This is a genomic window from Streptomyces sp. CB01201 (genome assembly GCF_002803085.1).
GTDB classification, from domain to species: Bacteria; Actinomycetota; Actinomycetes; order Streptomycetales; family Streptomycetaceae; genus Streptomyces; species Streptomyces hundungensis.
This window is the reverse complement of the sequence record NZ_NNBJ01000021.1, coordinates 84309-101966: the sequence shown is the minus strand read 5'-3', so window position 1 is coordinate 101966 and position 17658 is coordinate 84309. Positions and strand designations below refer to the sequence as shown.

The following is a 17658-nucleotide window of genomic DNA, read 5'->3' as shown; positions in this document are numbered from 1 at the left end:
CTTGCCGCTTGGGCCACGCCCGTTCGCGACGTCGGCCCTTCTGGCATCGTCGTAGTTGTGCACAAGGCCTCTTCCTGCGTTGGGATGCTTCCTCTCCTACATACGCGAAGGAGACGTCCCGGTGCCAGGTACACGAGGGCACTGTCTCAGGGCCGTCCGGACAGAATGGTTCCAGATGGCCCCGAGGTCTGGTGCCGCACTCCCGAGGGCCGACGCGAGTGTTGTCGCGCCCCACCCAGGACGCCGCCCGTCAGTACATCCAGAAGCCGACGGGGTCCGGCGGCAATGCGGTGGGCGAGCTGGGCCAGGGCGCCGCGTTCAAGGAGCGCCCCGGCCGCCGTCTGACCACCCCGCGCCACCCGACGCAGGGCCACGTCACCCCGGAGGCATCCCGGTGCGCCAGGGCCAAGCGCCTGGCCTCACCCCCGGGACGGATGCGGATCGGATCGTCGAGCCGCCGGCACCGGAGACATGACGGGTCCTCAGCCCGCTCGCGTGCCGGTCATGGCTCCCAGCAGGAAACGTAGGCTCTGCTCAAGCTCTTCGGCCAGCGAGTCGGTTTCCTCCGATGCGCGGTTGGCCCATCGGTAGAGGGCTCCGAGGTACACGTCGCGCAGGATGTTCCCCGCGAGGACGGGAGAGGTCCCCGGGGTCATCTCCCCCTCCCGCACTCCTCGGTCGACGATGTCGGCGAAGACCTCCGCGACGTAGGGTTCCTCCACTATCGGGCCGCCGATCTTCACCCATGCGGCGAGCATGGCGATCGTGAGCTTGGGATCGTCCTGGTTGATGCGGACCAGGACCGTCATGCACCGCTCCAACCGGCCCGTCGACGTGGACGTGAGGACGCCGTCCTCCTCCAGCGCGGTCACCAACGAGGCGCGCCTTCTTTCGCCCCAGGCGGTGATGATGTCTTCCTTGCGCTGGAAGTAGTTGAAGAAGGTGCCGCGGGCCACGTCGGCCCGTTCCGCGATCTCGTCGATCGAGGTGCGGCCGTACCCCTTCTCCACGAACAGCTCGACCGCGGCCAAGTACAGCCGCTCCCTTACGCGTTGCTTGTTCCGTTCCCGGCGGCCCACCGGCGGCTGCGCTGCCGCTTCCGAGGACATCCCCGGCCCTCCTGTTCCCTTCGGACTCACCGAGTCCGCGTGGCGCGTCCCGGGTGGCGGCCGGGCGCCCGAGCCCGGTTGTCCGTCACACCTGTCGCGCCATGAGCTTTTTATACCTTCGTCCAACTTTACCGTTGTCCTGCGCGGGGCGGGCCACGTGCTGGCCTGATTTCGTGTGGGGCTGGTGGTGTGGACGTCATCGGTGTGCTCCTCGCGCCGCGTTCCTCTCGGGCTACGGCTTCGTGCTCTGCCGAGCGAGGCTTCTCTCCAGGGCGGCGATGCTCTCCGGGCCCAGAAGCCGTCCCGCGGTGACCTCTATGCCGTGCGTGCGCTGGAGTTGGACCCGAAGCCGGGCGGCCATGAGGGAATCGAGCCCCAGTTTCCGCAGCGGCAGCCGCTCGTCGATGTCCGACGCCGGCATGCCCAGCAGAGTCGCGGCGGACTCGGCCAAGGATGGGTCAGTGCCGTCACGACGGGCGCCACGGACGACTGCCGGTTCGTGGTGTGCGGGCGCCTTCGGCACGGTGTGCGGCATCGTCCTGCTCCGACGCGGCACCCGGACGTGCCGCCAGGATCGTCAGCAGGCCCGACTCCCAGCCGACGCGGGGTAGCGATGCCCTCGGGCGCACCCGGGCCACGGCCTCGCCGTCCCGCCGCCACAGGTGCTCCACACCCTGGAACGGCTCCGCGATGTCGTGCCCTTGGCGCCGCGCCAGCCGGTCGAAGTCCTGTGCCCCCAAGTAGTCGCGGCAGCGCGCGAGCACGGCGTCGAGGGTGGTCAGGGGCGAGGGGCCGGCCTCGTCCTGCGACTCCGCCGTGACCACCCGGCCCGAAGCACACGGGACGGAGTCCGGAGCGCCCGGCACCGAGGCTCGCACAACTGACGTACGGGGAAGGCCACTTCGACCTCGGAGGCCTCCGTCTCCCTGCCCGTGCGGGTGTCCCTCCAGAGTGACGTCGAGCGTGGTGCCGCCGGCCGCGTCGAGCGGGACGAACGTCTCGCCGAGCCGTACGTCCCGCAGTTCCAGCGGTGTGCCGGGCGCGGCCTCCTTCGCCGTCTCCAGCATCGCGGCCAGATAGGCGACGGGCGGTACGGTCCCGATCCCGTGAACCGCCACGCCCCCACCCCATTCCGCGGTCGCACCCCATGTCGCGAGGTCGATGCGGCGGACGTGGTTCGCGGTGGACCGGTCGGTGGCGGCGGCCCCGGAGGCTGCGTATCGGTACGGCACCGCGTCCCAGGAGTAGGTCGGCAGTGACGGCACATGGGGCCGTGGGCTGCCGTACCACTGTCGCCAGTCGACCCGTCCACCCTGGGCGAAGAGCCGGCCTGCCGCTCGGCACAGTTCGGTGGGTTCGTCGGTGGCGCGGCTCAGGGAAGCGACCGTCGAAGGGGCGAGGTCCGCCGCGGCGAGGGTTTCGTCCATGGCGGCCAGCAGAACGGGGTAGGGACCGACCTCCAAGAAGACGCTGTCCGTGTCACGTGCCACGGTTTGCAGCGTGTCGGAGAAGCGCACAGGGTGGCGCACGTTGTCGACCCAGTAGTCGGCGGTGAGTCCGGCCCCGTCGACCTCGTGGCCGTACACCGTGGAGATCATTCCCGTCCTGCCCGCCACCGGAGCCAGATCGGCCAGCTGCTGTGACAGGTCGTCACGTATCGCGTCCATCCTGGGTGAGTGGGAGGCCACGTTGACCTTCACCGGCCGGCACATGACGCCGTCCCGCTCCAGTTCGCCGCGCAGGACACCGAGCGGCTCCGGGTCTCCGGCCAGGACGGTGGTGGTGGGGGCGTTCTCGACCGCGACGACGACGGCGTCACCGTAGGGTTTGGAGCGTTCGCGGGCCCGGGCGGCCGAGAGCTCGACGACCAGCATGGCTCCCTGCCCGGCCGTCCGCTGCATCAGGCGGCTGCGTCGGCAGATGACCGCGGCCGCGCCCTTGAGCGAGAGGGCACCCGATACGTGCGCCGCCGCGACCTCCCCCATGCTGTGCCCGATGCACAGGTGCGGCTGTACGCCCCGTTCACGCCAGGCCGCGGCCAGCGCCACCTGTACCGCCCACAGGACAGGCTGGACGACGTCGACGTCCGGCGGAAGCTCGGCCTCGGAGCCGAGGCGCTCCAGGACCGACCAGCCCAGTTCTTCGCGCACGGCCCGGTCGCAGGCGTCGAGGCCAATGGAGGTCCGAGCGCGGGGCGGTGTCGTTCGCGGTGGCTTCGGTGCTGTGAGTAATGGCTGTCGTGGTGGCCGGGGCTTCCGGGTGGTCGGCCATGACGGTCATGGCGTCGCCCGTGATGGTCGTTGCGCCGGCCGCGTTGGCTGACGATGCGTCAAGTAACGCTGCACTGGCTGCTGTTGCTCCGGCCGTGGTTGGCGCCTCGGTGTCGTCCACCGTGTCTGCGCCGACCCCTGCGGCGTTCGCGGGTTCACGCTCGTGGGCGGCCACGACCAGATGCCCGTTGGTCCCGGACAGGCCGAAGGAGCTGACGCCGAGCAGGGAGCGAGAACCGGCGGGCAGCGGCCGGTTGCTCGTCACCACCTCCACCGGAAAGCCCTCTTGGGCAAGGAGGGGATTGGGTTCGTTCAGATGCAGTGAGGCCGGGACCGTACCGTGGCGGAGCATCAGCACCGTCTTGATCAGCCCGGCGATGCCGGCCGCCGCCTCGGCGTGGCCGAGGTTGGTCTTGACCGATCCCGTCAACAACGGCTGCTCCCCATCCCGGCCGGACGCATGGGCGAGCGCGCTCAGCTCCACCGCGTCACCGACGCTGGCCCCGGTGCCGTGGGCCTCGACGTAGTCGAGTTGTGAAGGCTTGATTCCGGCGCTGGCGCATGCCTCGCGCAGCATGTCCGCCTGACCCTCCACGGAGGGCCGGAGCAGCAGTCCGCTGCCCGCGCCGTCGTTGGTGACCGCGCTGCCGAGCAGCAGGGCCGCCACGGGGTCGCCGTCCCGCAGGGCGTCGTCCAGCCGTTTGAGCACCACCACGCCCACCCCCTCGCTGCGGACGAACCCGTGGCGGTGGCGTCCCCGAACCGGCAACGGCCCGTGGGCGAGAGCATGGCTCGCTGGGAGTACGCGATGGCGTCGCGCGGGGACAGGATGATGTTGACACCGGCCGCGATGCACAGGCCACTCTCGCCCGTCAGCAGGCTCTGCCGTGCCGCGTGGCAGCACGAACTGGCAGTCGGGCTTCCCGCTGGTGCGCAGCGTGACCGGGCGGCCGTCACGGTCGAAGCCGAGGTAGGCGTGCGGGGCGGCAGCGGAACGGATGGCGTCGACGGCGACGCCCACCGAGCCGGTGCTGCCGTTCTTCATGCCCACGGGCATGGGCAGGCCACTGGCCAGCTGCCGGTGCACCTGGCTTTCCACGGTCCGCGCGCCGATGGCTCCCCAGGAGATCAGGTCGGCCAGATAGGCGGGCGCCGCCGGACTCAGCCACTCAGTGGCGATGGGGAGCCCCTGCTCGGCGATCCTCAGCATGAGCTCACGGGCGGTCCGCAGCCCTCGGTCGACGTCCAGGCTGCCGTCCAGCGCGGGGTCGGCGAGCAGCCCCGTCCAACCGACCGAGGTGCGCGGCTTCTCGACGTAGACGCGCATGACAACCGCCACGTCGTCGGCGAGGCGATGGGCCAGCTCGCCCAGCGACTCGGCATACGCCAGGCCGACGTCCATGTCGTGGACCGAGCACGGGCCGACGATGACGAGCAGACGGTCGTCGTCACCGGCCAGCACCCGTCGCGTCATCCGGCGACCGGCACTCACCGAACGCGCCGCGGCACCGGTCAGCGGCAGCACGCGAAACAGTTCACCGGGGGTGCTGGTGGTGTAGGCGCGGTGGCGTCCGCCGATGGCATCGGGCGGCAGCCTTTCCACTGCGGAGTCGGTGCGTTCCCTGGTCTGCGTGTGAACACTCTGCATCGTTCCTCAATTCGTCCTGCTCAGCGCATGGGTGTGCGTCGGAAACGAATCATTCGGGCGGACCTCGGCCCCCCCCTCCCCCCGGGCGTGCTGCGCCGCAGGTACGGGCCGGGTACGGATCGGGTTGGCGGCGATGGCGGCCCTGGTGTGGTGCGGCTGTCCGGCGAGCACGTTCATCACCGTGCCCGGCCCACGGACCCGGCCGCCACCCATGCCGTGTGCAGCAAGCTGTTGTGCACCTAGCTGCACGGTGGAACCGACCCCGCGTCATGACTCAACTCGCGCCATTTCGGGCGTGGTTGGCGCAGCACCGCCCAACCCCAGATGTGGCCGGATCACGTCGTGGAACGGCGGTGCAGGCCAGGCAGGGCTCGAGAGATCCAGGAGGTTTCGCGCCCAGGAGACCGTCCTCGGGGCACCCGAGGAGCACTGAACCCGCAGGGCGGGCCTGTCCCGCGCAGCGCGGGGGTGGACATCACGATCGACGAACAGCAGCAGGCCGACGCGGCCCCCGCCGTGACCGTCAGGGGCCGTATCGGTCACGTACTCACGTACTCACGCAGCGAAGGTCGCGTGCTGAAGTAGGCGCGCGCCTTTCTCCGCCTCCCTGAGCGCGGCCGGCATCGTGTACGTCCGCTGCTCTGGAGCGAGGCCCCGCTGTCGCCAATCCTCGTACAGGATCGGGGTACGGGATCGGGGTACGGATCGGGCCGGCGTCGCGCCGAGCCCGGTGGTGGCCGGTGGAGCCGCCGCCCGCGGTACGGCGGGCGCGTTCCTCGGCTGTCACGCGGGTCGGGCCTTGGAGGCGGCGAATTCAGGCGAATACAGGGGCATGCGAGATCCTCTTCATGGTGCGTACCGCGCCCTGAACGCTCCAACCCTTGACCGCCCGCGGCTTCGAGGCGCGTGCCACTCTGAACGCGGGCCTGAACGCGGGCAGGATCGTGTTCCGCTGCACGGGGTATACGCCGCGGGTACCGCCCTACACGGATCATCATCGACCACGCCCCAGCTGCCGAGCTGAATCCACGCCCGTCCGTCTCGGGATGTGGCTGTCCAACACCCGCTCCAGGCGGGACAAGCTCACCGCGGAGCAGCTCCCGGCGATGCGGGGGCTCGGCATGGTGTGGACGTAGAGGCAGTGGAGACCTACACGGTGCCCAACTGAGCTGAAGGATCGGCCGGCTCCTCCGCGCTCGTGGGCCATATGGGCACTCTGGTGGCCCACCTCAAAACCATCGGGACTGGAGATGCCGGGGCGGTGATGTGCCGGCGCGTGCGGGAGTGTAGGCCGCCGACGGCTTCGCGTCACCGGCCCTGGCTGCCCTGGCCGATGCACTTGCCGCCTACTGGACGGCCTCGGTGAGCCCGGTTCAGGTCGGCGGCGTGCAGTTGTCGACCGTGATGTCGACGTAATTGCCCGGCCTGCCAAGGTCGATGTCGCTGCCAGGCTCGTTGACATCGTGCTCGCGACCCACGACTAGCTGCCATGTGTCGTTGGCGTACTTCGACTTGGCTGTGGCCGAGTTGTCCTTGTGGTACCGGAGCGCACTCGGTCCCGCGTCCGTGTTGTGCTGCCAGCCGTCTGCTTGCAGTTCGGTGTACGCCTTGGCCAACTGGGGCTTCTTCGTCTCGTCGTAAATGACGCGCAGCCCCAGCGTGCACGTGGCTTCTACCGTGTAAGCGGACATGCCGTCCATGACGTCCAGCCCCACCGACATGAACTCCTGCTTCACCTCCCAGTTCATGTCCGCGCTGATCTTCAGCTGTTCCTTGTAACGCATAGCGCGCTCACGCGGGGTGAGGTCGTTGGCGGTGGACGGAGCCCTGCGCGGCGGGTCAAAGACCCCGCTCACCCCCGCCGCGAGGGCCGCCACCGCGACAGCCACCAAAGCCACCTTGATCCCACGCATGAATGCTCCCCCCCGATTCCGTTGCAGGATCTTCGCACAGGTGACCGCCATGGCCGCACAGCCCCGGGTTGCGGGAGCGCCCGAGGTGCGCGGTCAGGGCGTGCGCAAGGACGGACCTAGGACGGCGCCTCCTAGCGTCGATCTTGCACAACGCCCCCGTATCGAGCGGTCATGCAAGCGGTAATGCAGCTGAGCGCGCTCGCGGGGGCTCGCACGCCTCTCAGCGGCACTGCTCGCATGGGAGACAACTCACCAAGTACGCATTCTCAGGGGGGCACCACATGAACCTTGTCCGAAAGCTGGCAGCCGGAGCCACCGCAGTTGGCCTCACCAGCGCCGGCGTCCTCGCCGCAAGCCCGGCCAACGCCCAGGTTGTGAACTCCAGTTGCAACCTGTCAAATGCCGTCAGGGTCAACTACACGGGAGGCGCCTACTGCTACGTCTGGGACGGTACAAGGCCAGCGGCTACGTGGGCGCGATGAACATCCACAATGCCCAGAGTGTGTGCTCGGGCAGCTATGTGGGATACGTACAGGACGCTGCGGGAAAGCCGCATGACTTCGGCCGGAACGGGTGCACCTCTGCCCTTGGCGGGTTGACGCTGAATTGGATCACCTTCACCGGCAACTGAGTTGAACGATTCCGGTGTGCTCCGTGGCCACATCAATAACAGTCTGACACTGAGCTGACAGAGCGTCAGGCAGGTGCGTGTCTGACGGATCGCCACCCGCCAGACGCGCGCCTTTCGCTTTCGCTCGGGTTTGAACAGGCCCCGGTGACGACAGCCCTGGCCAGGTGGAAACTGCCAAGCTTCGGCTCAAGATTTGGTGCATAGCAGGCCCGGAGTTCGGCCGGATCATAACCGGAAGGAAATTGACAACACGGACGTGGAGTCCGCGCGGAAACCCTCGGCCTGCGTACCCCATTTCGTGAAATACGACTCCGCGACGATCGGGTGCAGGCCCTTCTGCGTCTCACCGGTTTCCTGGAGCTCCAGGACCTGCCTCACGTAGATGGACGGTATGTCTGTGGTGATCTGGCGCTCGCGGCCGTCGTCCGAGCTGCCCGTGCCGGTGAATCCGCAATAGGCGTCACCTTCACCATCATCCCCCTGGAGATGGACGCCTGTGCACGCGCTTGGGCTCTGACCTGTGGTTGCCACTCGGATTCCGTCGCCTCCACCAAGGCGGCCTGGAGGCGCTTCTCCGGGGTCGTCAGCTTCCCGGCCCGGCAGCGCTCCACGGTCCGGCGCGAGACGCCAGGCGCTCCGCCCGGTCAATTGGTCGACCCCTTCGCCTGCGTGAGGAGGAATTTCACCTGTGCATTGGCGGAATTTCGGCGCGGACCGGGTGAAGACCATCCTGTAGGTTCCCAACGCGCGTGGCCACGTTCCATCAGCGGTGGCCACCGTGTGGCCACTGGGACGCGGGGGTGGAAATCATGCTCCGTGGACATGCAGTTCCCCTATTCGTGTACAGGACCGCCCTGGTCAGCGTCTGAGCGCGTGGCCGGGGCAGGACCTCGGCGGTCGGCGGCCGAGGGGTCGCCTCGGGCAGCGCGGGGTTGGTGGTCCGATGGGTACAGCGGTGGCCGCGCCGGTACGGCTGAGTGTCCGGCGTCGTGACGAGTCCGTGGTGGAGGACCTGGAGTGGCCGTCGGTGCCGCTCGGGCTGCTGCGGGAGGCCGGCCCGTGGCGGACGTTCCGCTGGTGCAAGGGGCAGCAGCACTATTCGGGCACGTACTGGTCGGCGACGGTGGGCGACCACGTGATCTACGAGTCGCGGCTGGAGCTGGGGCGGCTCCTGCTCGCCGACTCCGCCCCGGAGGTGCGGCACATCGTTGCCCAGCCGTTCCTGTTCAAGGCCGATATCGATGGCAAGGTCCGCAAGCACATCCCGGACTATCTGCTGCTGACGGACGACGGTCCGGTGGTCGTGGACGTCAAACCGCGCCATCGGCTTCAGAAGCCGGAGGTCGCCTTCACCTTCGCCTGGACGCGGGAGGCGGTCACGTCGCGCGGGTGGTGCTACGAGGTGTGGAGCGAGCCGGATCCGTTCGTGCTGGAGAACGTCCGGTTCTTGGCCGGTTACCGCCGCGCCTGGCTGTTCGACCCCGACCTGGTCGGCGTACTGCGGGCTGCTGATCTGGACGGGTTGTCGCTGGGCGATGCCTTCGGGCTGCGGCCGGAGCGTCCTCGGCCGCTGGTGAAGTCGGCGGTGCTGCACCTGTTGTGGTCCAGGCATGTGACGACCGCGCTGGACCGGCCGCTGAGCTCGGCGCACGTGCTGCGGCGGACCGTATGAACGGTGCCGGGACGAGACTGGGGGTCGGGACGCACTTCCGGTTGGACGGTGAGACGGTCGAGGTCGTGGAGTTCGCCAGCCTGGCCACGGGCATGGAGGTTGTCCTCAAGGACGGGCGTGACCGGCTGGCCCGGATCTCGCTGCGTGAGCTGCTGACCTCGGATCGTGCCGAGTTGATGGACGACGGGGCGGGTCCGTCTTCCGCCGATGACGCAGACGTTGCAGCGGTGGTGCTGAACCGGCTTTCCAAGGAGGAGAAGAAGGACGTCCTGAAGCGAGCCGAGCACGTCCGGGAAATGCTGACCGGCTACCGCTCCGGCAGCGAAGACCTCCCACGCCCCGATGAGCCACGGCCTCAGTACGCCCCTGACCGTCCGCTGCGGGCTCGGTACGAGGCCAAGGCGGCGGAACTGGGGGTGTCCGCGCGGTCGACGCGCCGGTGGGCTGGTGCCTTCCGCGAGCACGGCGAGGCCGGGCTAGTACCGAGGACCGCGAAGGCGGACGGTGGGCTGAGTAATGCCGATCAGCGCTGGGTTGAGGCCGCAGTGGAGGTGCTGAACGAGTACGAGGAGGAGTCGCGGCCCTCGGTGAAGGTGGTGCTGGAGGAGGTCGAGGCCCGGGTCAAGACCAAGTTCAAGCTGGTCAAGGTGCCGATGCCGCCGCGGACGACAGCCTATCGGTGGATGCAGGAGCTGGAACGGCGCCACCCGACGTTCCGGCTGAGCACCCAACGCAACCGGGACATCGCCGACCGCCCGAAGGGCGTCTACGGGAAGCTGCGGCCCACGCGGCCGGGCGAGTACGTGTTGATGGACACCACGAGGCTGGACGTATTCGCGCTCGACCCGGTGACGCTGCGGTGGATGCAGGCGGAGCTGACCGTCGCGATGGACTGGTACACCCGCTGCATCGTCGGTCTGCGGGTGACGCCGGTGTCGACGAAGGCGATCGACGCGGCGGCCGTCCTCTATCAGGCATACCGTCCCCAGCCGGTCCCGGAGAGCTGGCCCACGGAGGCGGCCTGGCCCGAGCACGGCATTCCGCGCGGAGTCCTGGTGGAGGCCGGGGCCGTGCACGGCCCCGCCACCGGGGTCTGGGGGCCCAAGATGGTGCCGGAGACGCTGGTCGTCGACCACGGCAAGATCTACCTGTCGGCCCATCTGACCAGCGTCTGCCGCCGAATGGGAATCTCGGTGCAGCCGGCGAGGCTGCGCACGGGCCGGGACAAGGGGCCCGTGGAGCGATATTTCCGCACCGTGCGAGAGGACCTGCTGCAGCGGCTGCCCGGCTACAAGGGACCGGACATCCACTCGCGCGGGCTGAACCCGGAGAAGGACGCCTTCTTCTTCCACCACGAGTTGGAGGCGATCATCCGCGAGTGGACCGCAGTGACGTATCACCGCAGGCCACACGAGGGGCTCGTCGATCCGCACCTGCCGAAGGTGGAGCTGTCACCGGCGAAGATGTTCGAGCACGGCCTCGCGCGGGCTGGCTACATCGAGGTGCCCCGTGACCCGGACCTGGCCTACGAGTTCCTCGACGTCACGATGCGTACGGTCCAGCACTACGGCGTCGAGATCAACGGCCGCCGCTACAACGGCGACTGCCTCGACGGGCTGCGGGACATGGCCGGCTCCGACATCGCCCTGGACAAGCGACGACTGCCGTTCTTCGCGGACCCCGACGACGCCACACGGATCTACTTCCGGGACCACGAACGTGTCTGGCACACCCTTGAGTGGGAGCACGCGCCCAGCCTGAACATGCCGCTGAGCGAGGAAGCGCTGCAGTTCGCCCGGCGCCTGGCGGCGAAGGAGTACACCTATCCCAACGACCGGCTCGCCATCGCCCTGCTGCTGAAGCGGTGGAACCTCGGTCTGGGCACGTCCCTGGTCGAACGGCGGACGGCATTGCGGCTCTCCCGCGAACAGACCGCTCTGGAACTTCCCGACCAGCCGGCCGACGCCGTCAGTTCGCTGCCGTCCGTCGCCCGCGTGCTGTCCCTTCCCGAACAGCCAGCCCCTCCGGCAATCGAGGCCGCCCGGGACCGGGAGCCAGAGGTGGGCGACGACGACGCCGATGGACTGGAGGAGCTGGATGAGGAACTCGACTTCTACGCCACGGCCTTGAAGGACATCGATGAAGACTGACCGCTCCCGGACGCGCTCCGCCAGCGCACCCTGCGATCGGCGGTCACGGCTGGACCAGCTCACCCTGTCCCACAAAGAAGGGTTCCAGCGCTTCGCCGAAGCTCCGCCACGGCCGCGGCCCGAGCCGCTGACCCGCCACCAGATGAAGCTGCTGAGCGAGAGGGCCCTCGCCGAATACAACCGGGGCCGGCGCCAGTGGCACGCGAACCTCGGCCCGCTGTGGACTCCGCAGATGGAGTCCCTCCACGAGGACCTGTGGGACATCTTCGACAGCAACGAACAGGACAGCGACAAGATCAAGGGCGGCATCGCGCTGGACGCCTTTCCCGGCTTGGGCAAGACCACGGCCGCACTCGCCTTCGCCCGCAAACTCCACCGGAGGATCCTGCGCGAGGAAGGCGAACTCACCGACGCCGGACATCAACGCTGGCCCGTCTGCCGCGTCGGGCTGACCGCGAACACCGGAATGCGCGATTTCAACCGGGCGATCCTGGAGTACTACGAACATCCTGGCCGCTTCCGAGGCACCGCAGCAGACTTCGGCTACCGGGCCCTGGACAGCATGCTGACGGCCGAAACAAAGCTGCTGATCGTCGACGACCTGCACTTTCTCCGCTGGAACCAGCAGGCCGGAATCGAGGTGAGCAATCACTTCAAGTACATCGCCAACGAGTTCCCGGTCACCCTGCTCCTGATCGGGGTCGGGCTTGAAGCCCGCGGCCTGTTCAGCGAGGGAACCGAATACAAGAACGCGGTCCTCGCCCAAACCGGCCGCCGCACCACCCGCCTCGGCATGGCCCCTTTCGACATCAACGCCGAACGAGGGCGGGAGGAGTGGCGCAACATGCTGCTCGCGATCGAAGAGCGCGTCGTCCTGGCCGGCAAGCGTCCCGGGATGCTCGCGGACGATCTGTCGGACTACCTGTTCGCCCGCAGCAGCGGGCACATCGGCTCGCTCATGACCCTGGTCAACCGCGGCTGCCAGCGAGCCGTACGCACCGGCGCCGAGTACGTGGATACGAAGCTGCTGGACAACGTGAAGAACGACGCCGCGGCCGAGCGCGCCCGCGACGAGCTCGATCAAGCCCTCACCTCCGGCCGCTTGGTGAGCCGACCGAAGCGGACTGCGGAATGAACGGGCTGAGGACCTTGTCCATCCGAGTGGCGCCGCTGCCCGGCGAGAGTCTGGACAGCTGGCTGGAGGCCCTCGCCCGGCGCTGCTGGATGCCGCTCCCCGCGCTCATCGCCGCGCTCGGCCTGCCAACGCGCGCGGGCACCCACCGACTGGTCACCAGCCTTGCCGAACAGGATCTGCGTCGCCTGGAGGTCCGGCTCGCGCTACCTGCGGGACGCCTCGACGAAGCCGTCGTCCCAGGCGACCTCTTCGGCCGACGGTCGCCGCAGTGCCGGTTTTGCCCACAGTGCCTCGCCGAGACGCAAGGACGCTGGAAGCTGCGCTGGTGGCTTCCCTGGACGTTCGCCTGCACCCGCCACCAGGCCCTCCTCCACGTTCTCTGCCCCGGCTGCGGGACAGCGCCACGCCAGACAGTCCCCGGTCCGGTTCATCAACACCGGCCCTCGCAGTGCTTCCACAAACCCGTTCCCAAGAAGAACGACATCTGCGGAACCGACATGAGCGCCGTCGCGCCGCTCAGCCTCAGCCCTCAGCACCCCTTAACCGACGTCCAGCAGCAACTGGACGTCCTTGACCTGTATGGTCACGACGCCGCCGAAAGGATCTTCCCCGCGGCGGACCGACTGCTTACTCAGCTGGAGAACAAACTCTCCACGGGCCACAGCGCCGCCATGGACACCGTGTCCCACCAGGCCCGGGAGCTCATCTTCGAGCAGACCACAGAACACGCTTCGCTGTTCGGCTCATGGCGGGCGCGTGAACGGGCGCGCACCGTCATCACGCCCGAGTTCTTGAACCGCGAGTACGACGCGAGCAACAGGTCCTTGCTCCAGATCTCCAAGGAGCTCGGCCTGCCCTACGCGATCGTCATCGAGCGATACAAAGAACTCGGCCGCAGCCTGAAGATCGGCTGCCGGCCGCGCAGCCTCGACGATCACTGGCTACGGGAGCAGTACCTCGTCGGGCTGCGAAGCATCAAAGCCATCGGGAGCGACATCGGAACCAGCGAGGGCCCCGTCAAACGGAGGCTCATCGAGCTCGGCGTCACCCTGCGGCCAACCGGCGCCCACAGCCGCCGAGAGGTACTCGCCCGTCTCGACGAGTCAGTGCCCCGGGACATCCGGGCGTCGGTGGAAGGCACTTTCCACGGGTGGCTCCGTCTGCGCCGATTCCAAATCCACATGGCATTCCCCTCACTGCAGGCGACTGCGGCCTACCTCAAGATCACACCCTCATCCCTCGCACGACAGATCAAACAGCTGGAGACCGCGATCGGCGCACAACTGTTTACCCGGGCAGCGCCGCCCGTTCCTCACCAGGCGACCGACGCGGGGGCCTTGTTGCTACGGCATCTCGACGAAGAACACGCCCAAGAGCTGATGCGCCACGCGCTCGGGCCGGACATCACGCCTCTGCCCACCAAGGACGTGCTGGCCAACGCAGTCCTCACCTTCGGTGGCAGCAAGGCTCCCTTGTCTCGGCTCCCACCAGACACGGCACTCCCAGAACACCTCAACGTCCCGGCACCCCTGCTGCCGCTCCTACGACACCTCTTCTACGACACCGGCTCAGAGACCTACGCAGGCGAGATCCACGCCGCCACCGGCATCGAGTCCTCCACCATCTACGTCCAGCTCCGGCGTCTGAAGGCTGCCGGCTGGCTACGAAGCCAGCGTGAGCTCCCGAGCAACCGCATGCGCCGCGCCGGGAACACCCGGGTCTACTACTCACTGACACCCGCCGCGCGGCTGGTTCCCCTTCAGGAATTCCTCGACGCCGAGCAATCCGAGGAAATGGACAGCCCCACGGAAATGGGAGGGTGACACACCCCTGGGATTGCTGCCCGAACCCGTTGCTCAGAGCGATCGGCAAGGACGCAGTCCGCGGGAACCTACACATCCGCTCCGCCCGCGCGCGGCCTCCAGGACCTTGCCGCGGCGCCGGCTGCCGCTGCTCGTGATCACTCATGCCTGCATGCTCGGGATCGGGTCCTGTGGACAGCGGCCAGCCTCGTTCGCCAGCCTTATTGTCACCAGGAGATGTTCATGGGGGTCGGCGCGGCGCTATCCTCCGGTCCATGATCGTATGGCTCAACGGCACTCACGGCGCGGGCAAGACGACGACCAGTGCACTCGTCCAGCAGCTGGTTCCGGGGTCACGGGTATTCGACGCCGAGAAGGTGGGTGAGACGCTCATGGACATCACGCCGCGACTGCCCGAGACGGACAACTTCCAGCACTGGCCGCCGTGGCGGCCGCTCGTGGTCGAGACCGCGCGCCGTGTCCTCGACTACACCGGCGGAACCCTGGTGATGCCCATGACCGTCCTGGTCGAGGAGTACTGGCGCGAGATCAGCTCGGGCCTTGCCCGGCATCATATTCCGGTCCGGCACTTCGTCCTTCATGCCGACCAGGACACCCTCCGCGCGCGGATCGCGGGCGACAGCATTCTCGGCCCTAACTCCCCGTTCCGCCTCGCATACCTGGAGCCCTACGCCGAGGCCGCCCGCACGTGGCTGCACGATGAAGCCGAGGTCGTCGACACCACGCACCTCACCCCCGTCCAAGCTGCCCAGCAGATCGCAGAGGCCGTCAAGACTTGATGTCCTGTCGCATTGCAACTGGCGGGTCGGGAGCTGCTGACAGGCCGGATGCCAGGTCGCTTGCGAACAGCGTCCCTTGGTTTCCTCAAACGACTTGGCTTCCACTGAAGCCCGGCCGTCCTGCTCATCGGCCAGCTGTCTGCGGGCACGGAAACAGTGCCGTGGCCGGTGGTGGTGCTTCCTCGGGCAGCAGGACCCAAAGCCCGAAAATAGCAGGCGCCGTATACCCCGGGTGCCATGAGGCGTCACGCCTACGCGCTGCCAGGGGGTGCACGAGCAGCGGGCTCACGCGCGTGCCCGCTTGAGCCCGCCGAGTCGATATCGCATACCGAACGTGCTCAGTTTCCTTTGTTCCACCATTTGCCAATCAGATAGCTCCCGATCAGGATGACGACCCCAGCGATCGGGATGTAGATCAGGTTGTCCATGGGCTCTGCCCTCTTCAGGTGGCGTGGATGTCGAACAACCAGCGCAGGCAAGGAGTAGATGATCACTCAACGCGTTCCGCTGGCCGCGACATGGGGGCGTGACAATGAGAGGAGCCTGATTGCGCGTCACGACCGCTGGCTCGTCACGCTCAACAGGTAACGCCGGGTGGGGGCCTGGCGCCGTGACCGTAGGCGGTCACCGGGTGAAGCCGGCATCGAGGCCGGTGCTGTCCTGAACGCCCTTATCTGGTCACGTGTTTCGCAGCCGTGCTGCGCAGTAGACGCAGACCGATACGCGATCCCGGTGACCGGGAGGCGGGGCGCTCTCGGCCCCGGAGCCGCTGCGAGCGGCTGCATGAGCCCGCAGGGCCCGGCGCGGGGAGCGGGGTCGCTATGGGGCGGTAGTCGTCCCGGTCTCGTGGTATCGGTGGGACGGGTTCTGCTCGTCCTGGTCGTCCTCCGGGGATGTGGGGTGGTCGTGCTGGTCGGCCTGCAAACCGGCGATCAGGCTGTCGATGAGGAAGTGGTAACTGCGGGTGACGTCGCGATGCAGACCGAAGCCGTCGGCGGCTTCGAGGGCGGCGAAGCCGTGGATCGCTGCCCGCAGGGATCGGGCGGCGTCGACGATCTGCGCGTCGCGCAGCTTGAAGCCCGCCAGGACGTCGTAGAGGACCTGCACGGCTTCGTTGCTGACCCGCCGGTCCTCCTCGTCATCGGCTGCGGCTGCGGCGGGTGCGCGAACGGTGGCGGCGTAGCGGCCGGGGTGGTCCAGCGCCCACCGGCGGTAGGCGTCGGCGAACGCGCGGACCGCGTCGGGGCCGAACCGGCCCACGGCTGCCCTGGCCACCGCATGAGTGAGCTCGCGCTTGGCCTGGACGGCGACGCCTCGACGAAGGGCGTCCAAAGAGTCGACGTGCTTGTAGAGCGAGGGTGTGCGCACCCCTAGCCGCTCCGCCACCAGGCCCATGGTCAGGTCGGTGAAGCCGACCTCATCGGCGAGCGCCGCCCCGGCCTCGACGACCGCGGCCGGCGTGAGACCCGCCCTAGGCATGCGCGTTGGCTTCCAGGAAGGCCAGTACGAGGGATACCACCTCGTCGGGGTGCTGCACGTGCGGGTAGTGGCCGGCTCCCTCGATCATCGCGAGCCGGGCCAGTCCCGCCGGCATCGCGGCCACCACGGCTTCCCCCTCGGCTCGCGGGTCGGCCCAGTCGGGGTCGAGCGAGCCTTCGACGATGAGTGCCGGGCAGCGCACGTTCGCCAGCTGAGCGCCGGCGTCGGCCGGTGCGGCCCGGGTCATCTTCTGCAGAGCCTTCATCCGGCCGGGTTCGCGCAGCATGGCGTCGATGCGGGCCAGGTCGGCGGTCCAGTCGGCCGGCTTCGTTCCGGGATGGGCGATGTCGAGGTAGCGCTTCCAGGACGCCAGACTGCCCAGCATGGTGCCGATCAACTGGAAGGTGCCCTTGCGGTAACGACGGACTCGTAGATCACCCAGTTTGAACGACTGCTTACGGGTGAACGGCGCCAGCTCTATGATGCCGTGGACCAGATCGGGTGCCTGGGCGGCTGCGATCGTGGCGGCACCTCCGGAGATCGAGTGACCCACCAGCACGGCCGGACCGCCCAGGTGGCGGATCAGCGCGATCAGATCACCGGCGATGTCCGTACGCGTGTAGGAAGTCCACTGCACGCTCGATTCGCCGCATCCGCGCAGGTCGACGGCCGCGACTCGGTAGCCGGCGTCGACGAGACGCGGCGCGACGAATCGGTATGCGCTGCGGCTGTTGCCGATGCCCGGGGCCAGGACGACCAGCGGCCCCTCACCAGTCACCTCGTAGCCGATCGTTCCGCCGCGGACCGTCAGGTATTCCGTCATGGCGTTCTCCCATTGGCTAGTCGAGATAGCCATAAGCTAATTCTATTAGCCACGTGCGTCAAGGTTACGCACGCGCCCGTCAGGGCCGATGAGTGGCTTCAATCGGGTGCCCGGGGGATCCATGGCGCACGGCGAAAGGGCTGAACCGCGTAACAGAGGGGGGATCCACCGCGATCCGGTCCGTCGGTGAGGCTGCGCGGAGGCTCGCCCACGCCCGCAGACGGAG

The 17658-nt window shown here is 68.3% G+C and carries 14 protein-coding genes and 3 pseudogenes; 6 read left to right on the top strand and 11 right to left on the bottom strand.

Going from position 1 to position 17658, the window contains the following annotated elements; all coding sequences use genetic code 11:
* Window positions 1-482: 482 nt before the first annotated feature.
* From CG740_RS33345 to CG740_RS41990, 6 genes and pseudogenes are all read right to left on the bottom strand, one after another.
* Window positions 483-1109, bottom strand: coding sequence for a TetR/AcrR family transcriptional regulator (locus CG740_RS33345; protein WP_100579045.1), 627 nt, complete (start codon window positions 1107-1109; stop codon window positions 483-485).
* 232 nt (window positions 1110-1341) lie between these two features.
* Entirely contained in the window at window positions 1342-1644 is a 303-nt protein-coding gene (locus CG740_RS41645) for an acyl carrier protein (RefSeq protein WP_100579044.1), read from the bottom strand.
* Window positions 1577-3259 carry an acyltransferase domain-containing protein gene (locus tag CG740_RS33335; protein ID WP_100579043.1) on the bottom strand — a complete coding sequence of 561 codons (1683 nt, stop codon included), beginning with the start codon at window positions 3257-3259 and terminating at the stop codon, window positions 1577-1579. The genes CG740_RS41645 and CG740_RS33335 overlap by 68 nt, the downstream gene beginning before the upstream one ends.
* Before the next feature lie 445 nt (window positions 3260-3704).
* Window positions 3705-4046: pseudogene (locus tag CG740_RS42000) on the bottom strand (polyketide synthase); the annotation flags it as partial.
* Between the two features lie 113 nt (window positions 4047-4159).
* Window positions 4160-4336 (bottom strand): annotated as a pseudogene (locus tag CG740_RS41995) (beta-ketoacyl synthase N-terminal-like domain-containing protein); the annotation flags it as partial.
* Window positions 4269-5027: pseudogene (locus CG740_RS41990) on the bottom strand (3-deoxy-7-phosphoheptulonate synthase); the annotation flags it as partial. The pseudogenes CG740_RS41990 and CG740_RS41995, both read right to left, overlap by 68 nt.
* A 1046-nt stretch (window positions 5028-6073) precedes the next feature.
* Between CG740_RS41990 and CG740_RS41985 the strand changes: the two are divergent.
* Window positions 6074-6163, top strand: a complete 90-nt coding sequence (locus tag CG740_RS41985; RefSeq protein WP_389633604.1) for a helicase — start codon at window positions 6074-6076, stop codon at window positions 6161-6163.
* A gap of 237 nt (window positions 6164-6400) precedes the next feature.
* Here CG740_RS41985 and CG740_RS33325 read toward each other — a convergent pair whose 3' ends face one another.
* Window positions 6401-6940, bottom strand: coding sequence for a hypothetical protein (locus CG740_RS33325; protein WP_100579041.1), 540 nt, complete (start codon window positions 6938-6940; stop codon window positions 6401-6403).
* Between the two features lie 856 nt (window positions 6941-7796).
* Window positions 7797-8102: a hypothetical protein gene (locus CG740_RS33320; protein WP_234376620.1), complete on the bottom strand. Its 306-nt coding sequence runs from the start codon at window positions 8100-8102 to the stop codon at window positions 7797-7799.
* Between the two features lie 412 nt (window positions 8103-8514).
* Between CG740_RS33320 and CG740_RS33315 the strand changes: the two genes are divergently transcribed.
* The 5 genes from CG740_RS33315 to CG740_RS33295 all read left to right on the top strand — a co-directional run bounded on the left by CG740_RS33315 (window position 8515) and on the right by CG740_RS33295 (window position 15130).
* Window positions 8515-9243, top strand: a complete 729-nt coding sequence (locus CG740_RS33315; RefSeq protein WP_234376619.1) for a TnsA-like heteromeric transposase endonuclease subunit — start codon at window positions 8515-8517, stop codon at window positions 9241-9243.
* Window positions 9240-11393, top strand: a complete 2154-nt coding sequence (locus CG740_RS33310; protein ID WP_100579040.1) for a Mu transposase C-terminal domain-containing protein — start codon at window positions 9240-9242, stop codon at window positions 11391-11393. Before CG740_RS33315 ends, CG740_RS33310 begins: the two co-directional genes overlap by 4 nt.
* Window positions 11383-12528: an AAA family ATPase gene (locus CG740_RS33305; protein ID WP_100579039.1), complete on the top strand. Its 1146-nt coding sequence runs from the start codon at window positions 11383-11385 to the stop codon at window positions 12526-12528. Before CG740_RS33310 ends, CG740_RS33305 begins: the two co-directional genes overlap by 11 nt.
* Window positions 12525-14351: a TniQ family protein gene (locus tag CG740_RS33300; RefSeq protein ID WP_100579038.1), complete on the top strand. Its 1827-nt coding sequence runs from the start codon at window positions 12525-12527 to the stop codon at window positions 14349-14351. Before CG740_RS33305 ends, CG740_RS33300 begins: the two co-directional genes overlap by 4 nt.
* Before the next feature lie 254 nt (window positions 14352-14605).
* Entirely contained in the window at window positions 14606-15130 is a 525-nt protein-coding gene (locus tag CG740_RS33295) for an AAA family ATPase (protein ID WP_100579037.1), read from the top strand.
* 338 nt (window positions 15131-15468) lie between these two features.
* Here the strand turns inward: CG740_RS33295 and CG740_RS39940 are convergent, their stop codons facing one another.
* The 3 genes from CG740_RS39940 to CG740_RS33285 form a co-directional block, all read right to left on the bottom strand.
* Entirely contained in the window at window positions 15469-15624 is a 156-nt protein-coding gene (locus tag CG740_RS39940; RefSeq protein WP_159030460.1) for a hypothetical protein, read from the bottom strand.
* A 325-nt stretch (window positions 15625-15949) separates the two neighbouring features.
* Complete coding sequence (locus tag CG740_RS33290) at window positions 15950-16609, bottom strand: TetR/AcrR family transcriptional regulator (RefSeq protein ID WP_100579036.1); 660 nt, start codon at window positions 16607-16609, stop codon at window positions 15950-15952.
* A complete protein-coding gene (locus CG740_RS33285) occupies window positions 16602-17432 on the bottom strand; it encodes an alpha/beta fold hydrolase (RefSeq protein ID WP_100579035.1) in 831 nt (276 codons plus the stop codon). Before CG740_RS33285 ends, CG740_RS33290 begins: the two co-directional genes overlap by 8 nt.
* Between the last annotated feature and the right edge of the window lie 226 nt (window positions 17433-17658).

What these genes read in the sequence shown, in the direction of transcription:
- CG740_RS33305 (WP_100579039.1), top strand. Translation starts at nt 11,383, where the DNA reads ATGAAGACTGACCGCTCCCGGACGCGCTCCGCCAGCGCACCCTGCGAT.
- CG740_RS33310 (WP_100579040.1), top strand. Translation starts at nt 9,240, where the DNA reads ATGAACGGTGCCGGGACGAGACTGGGGGTCGGGACGCACTTCCGGTTG.
- CG740_RS33295 (WP_100579037.1), top strand. Translation starts at nt 14,606, where the DNA reads ATGATCGTATGGCTCAACGGCACTCACGGCGCGGGCAAGACGACGACC.
- CG740_RS33315 (WP_234376619.1), top strand. Translation starts at nt 8,515, where the DNA reads ATGGGTACAGCGGTGGCCGCGCCGGTACGGCTGAGTGTCCGGCGTCGT.
- CG740_RS33345 (WP_100579045.1), bottom strand. Translation starts at nt 1,109, where the DNA reads ATGTCCTCGGAAGCGGCAGCGCAGCCGCCGGTGGGCCGCCGGGAACGG.
- CG740_RS41645 (WP_100579044.1), bottom strand. Translation starts at nt 1,644, where the DNA reads ATGCCGCACACCGTGCCGAAGGCGCCCGCACACCACGAACCGGCAGTC.
- CG740_RS33300 (WP_100579038.1), top strand. Translation starts at nt 12,525, where the DNA reads ATGAACGGGCTGAGGACCTTGTCCATCCGAGTGGCGCCGCTGCCCGGC.
- CG740_RS33290 (WP_100579036.1), bottom strand. Translation starts at nt 16,609, where the DNA reads ATGCCTAGGGCGGGTCTCACGCCGGCCGCGGTCGTCGAGGCCGGGGCG.
- CG740_RS33325 (WP_100579041.1), bottom strand. Translation starts at nt 6,940, where the DNA reads ATGCGTGGGATCAAGGTGGCTTTGGTGGCTGTCGCGGTGGCGGCCCTC.
- CG740_RS33285 (WP_100579035.1), bottom strand. Translation starts at nt 17,432, where the DNA reads ATGACGGAATACCTGACGGTCCGCGGCGGAACGATCGGCTACGAGGTG.
- CG740_RS41985 (WP_389633604.1), top strand. Translation starts at nt 6,074, where the DNA reads ATGTGGCTGTCCAACACCCGCTCCAGGCGGGACAAGCTCACCGCGGAG.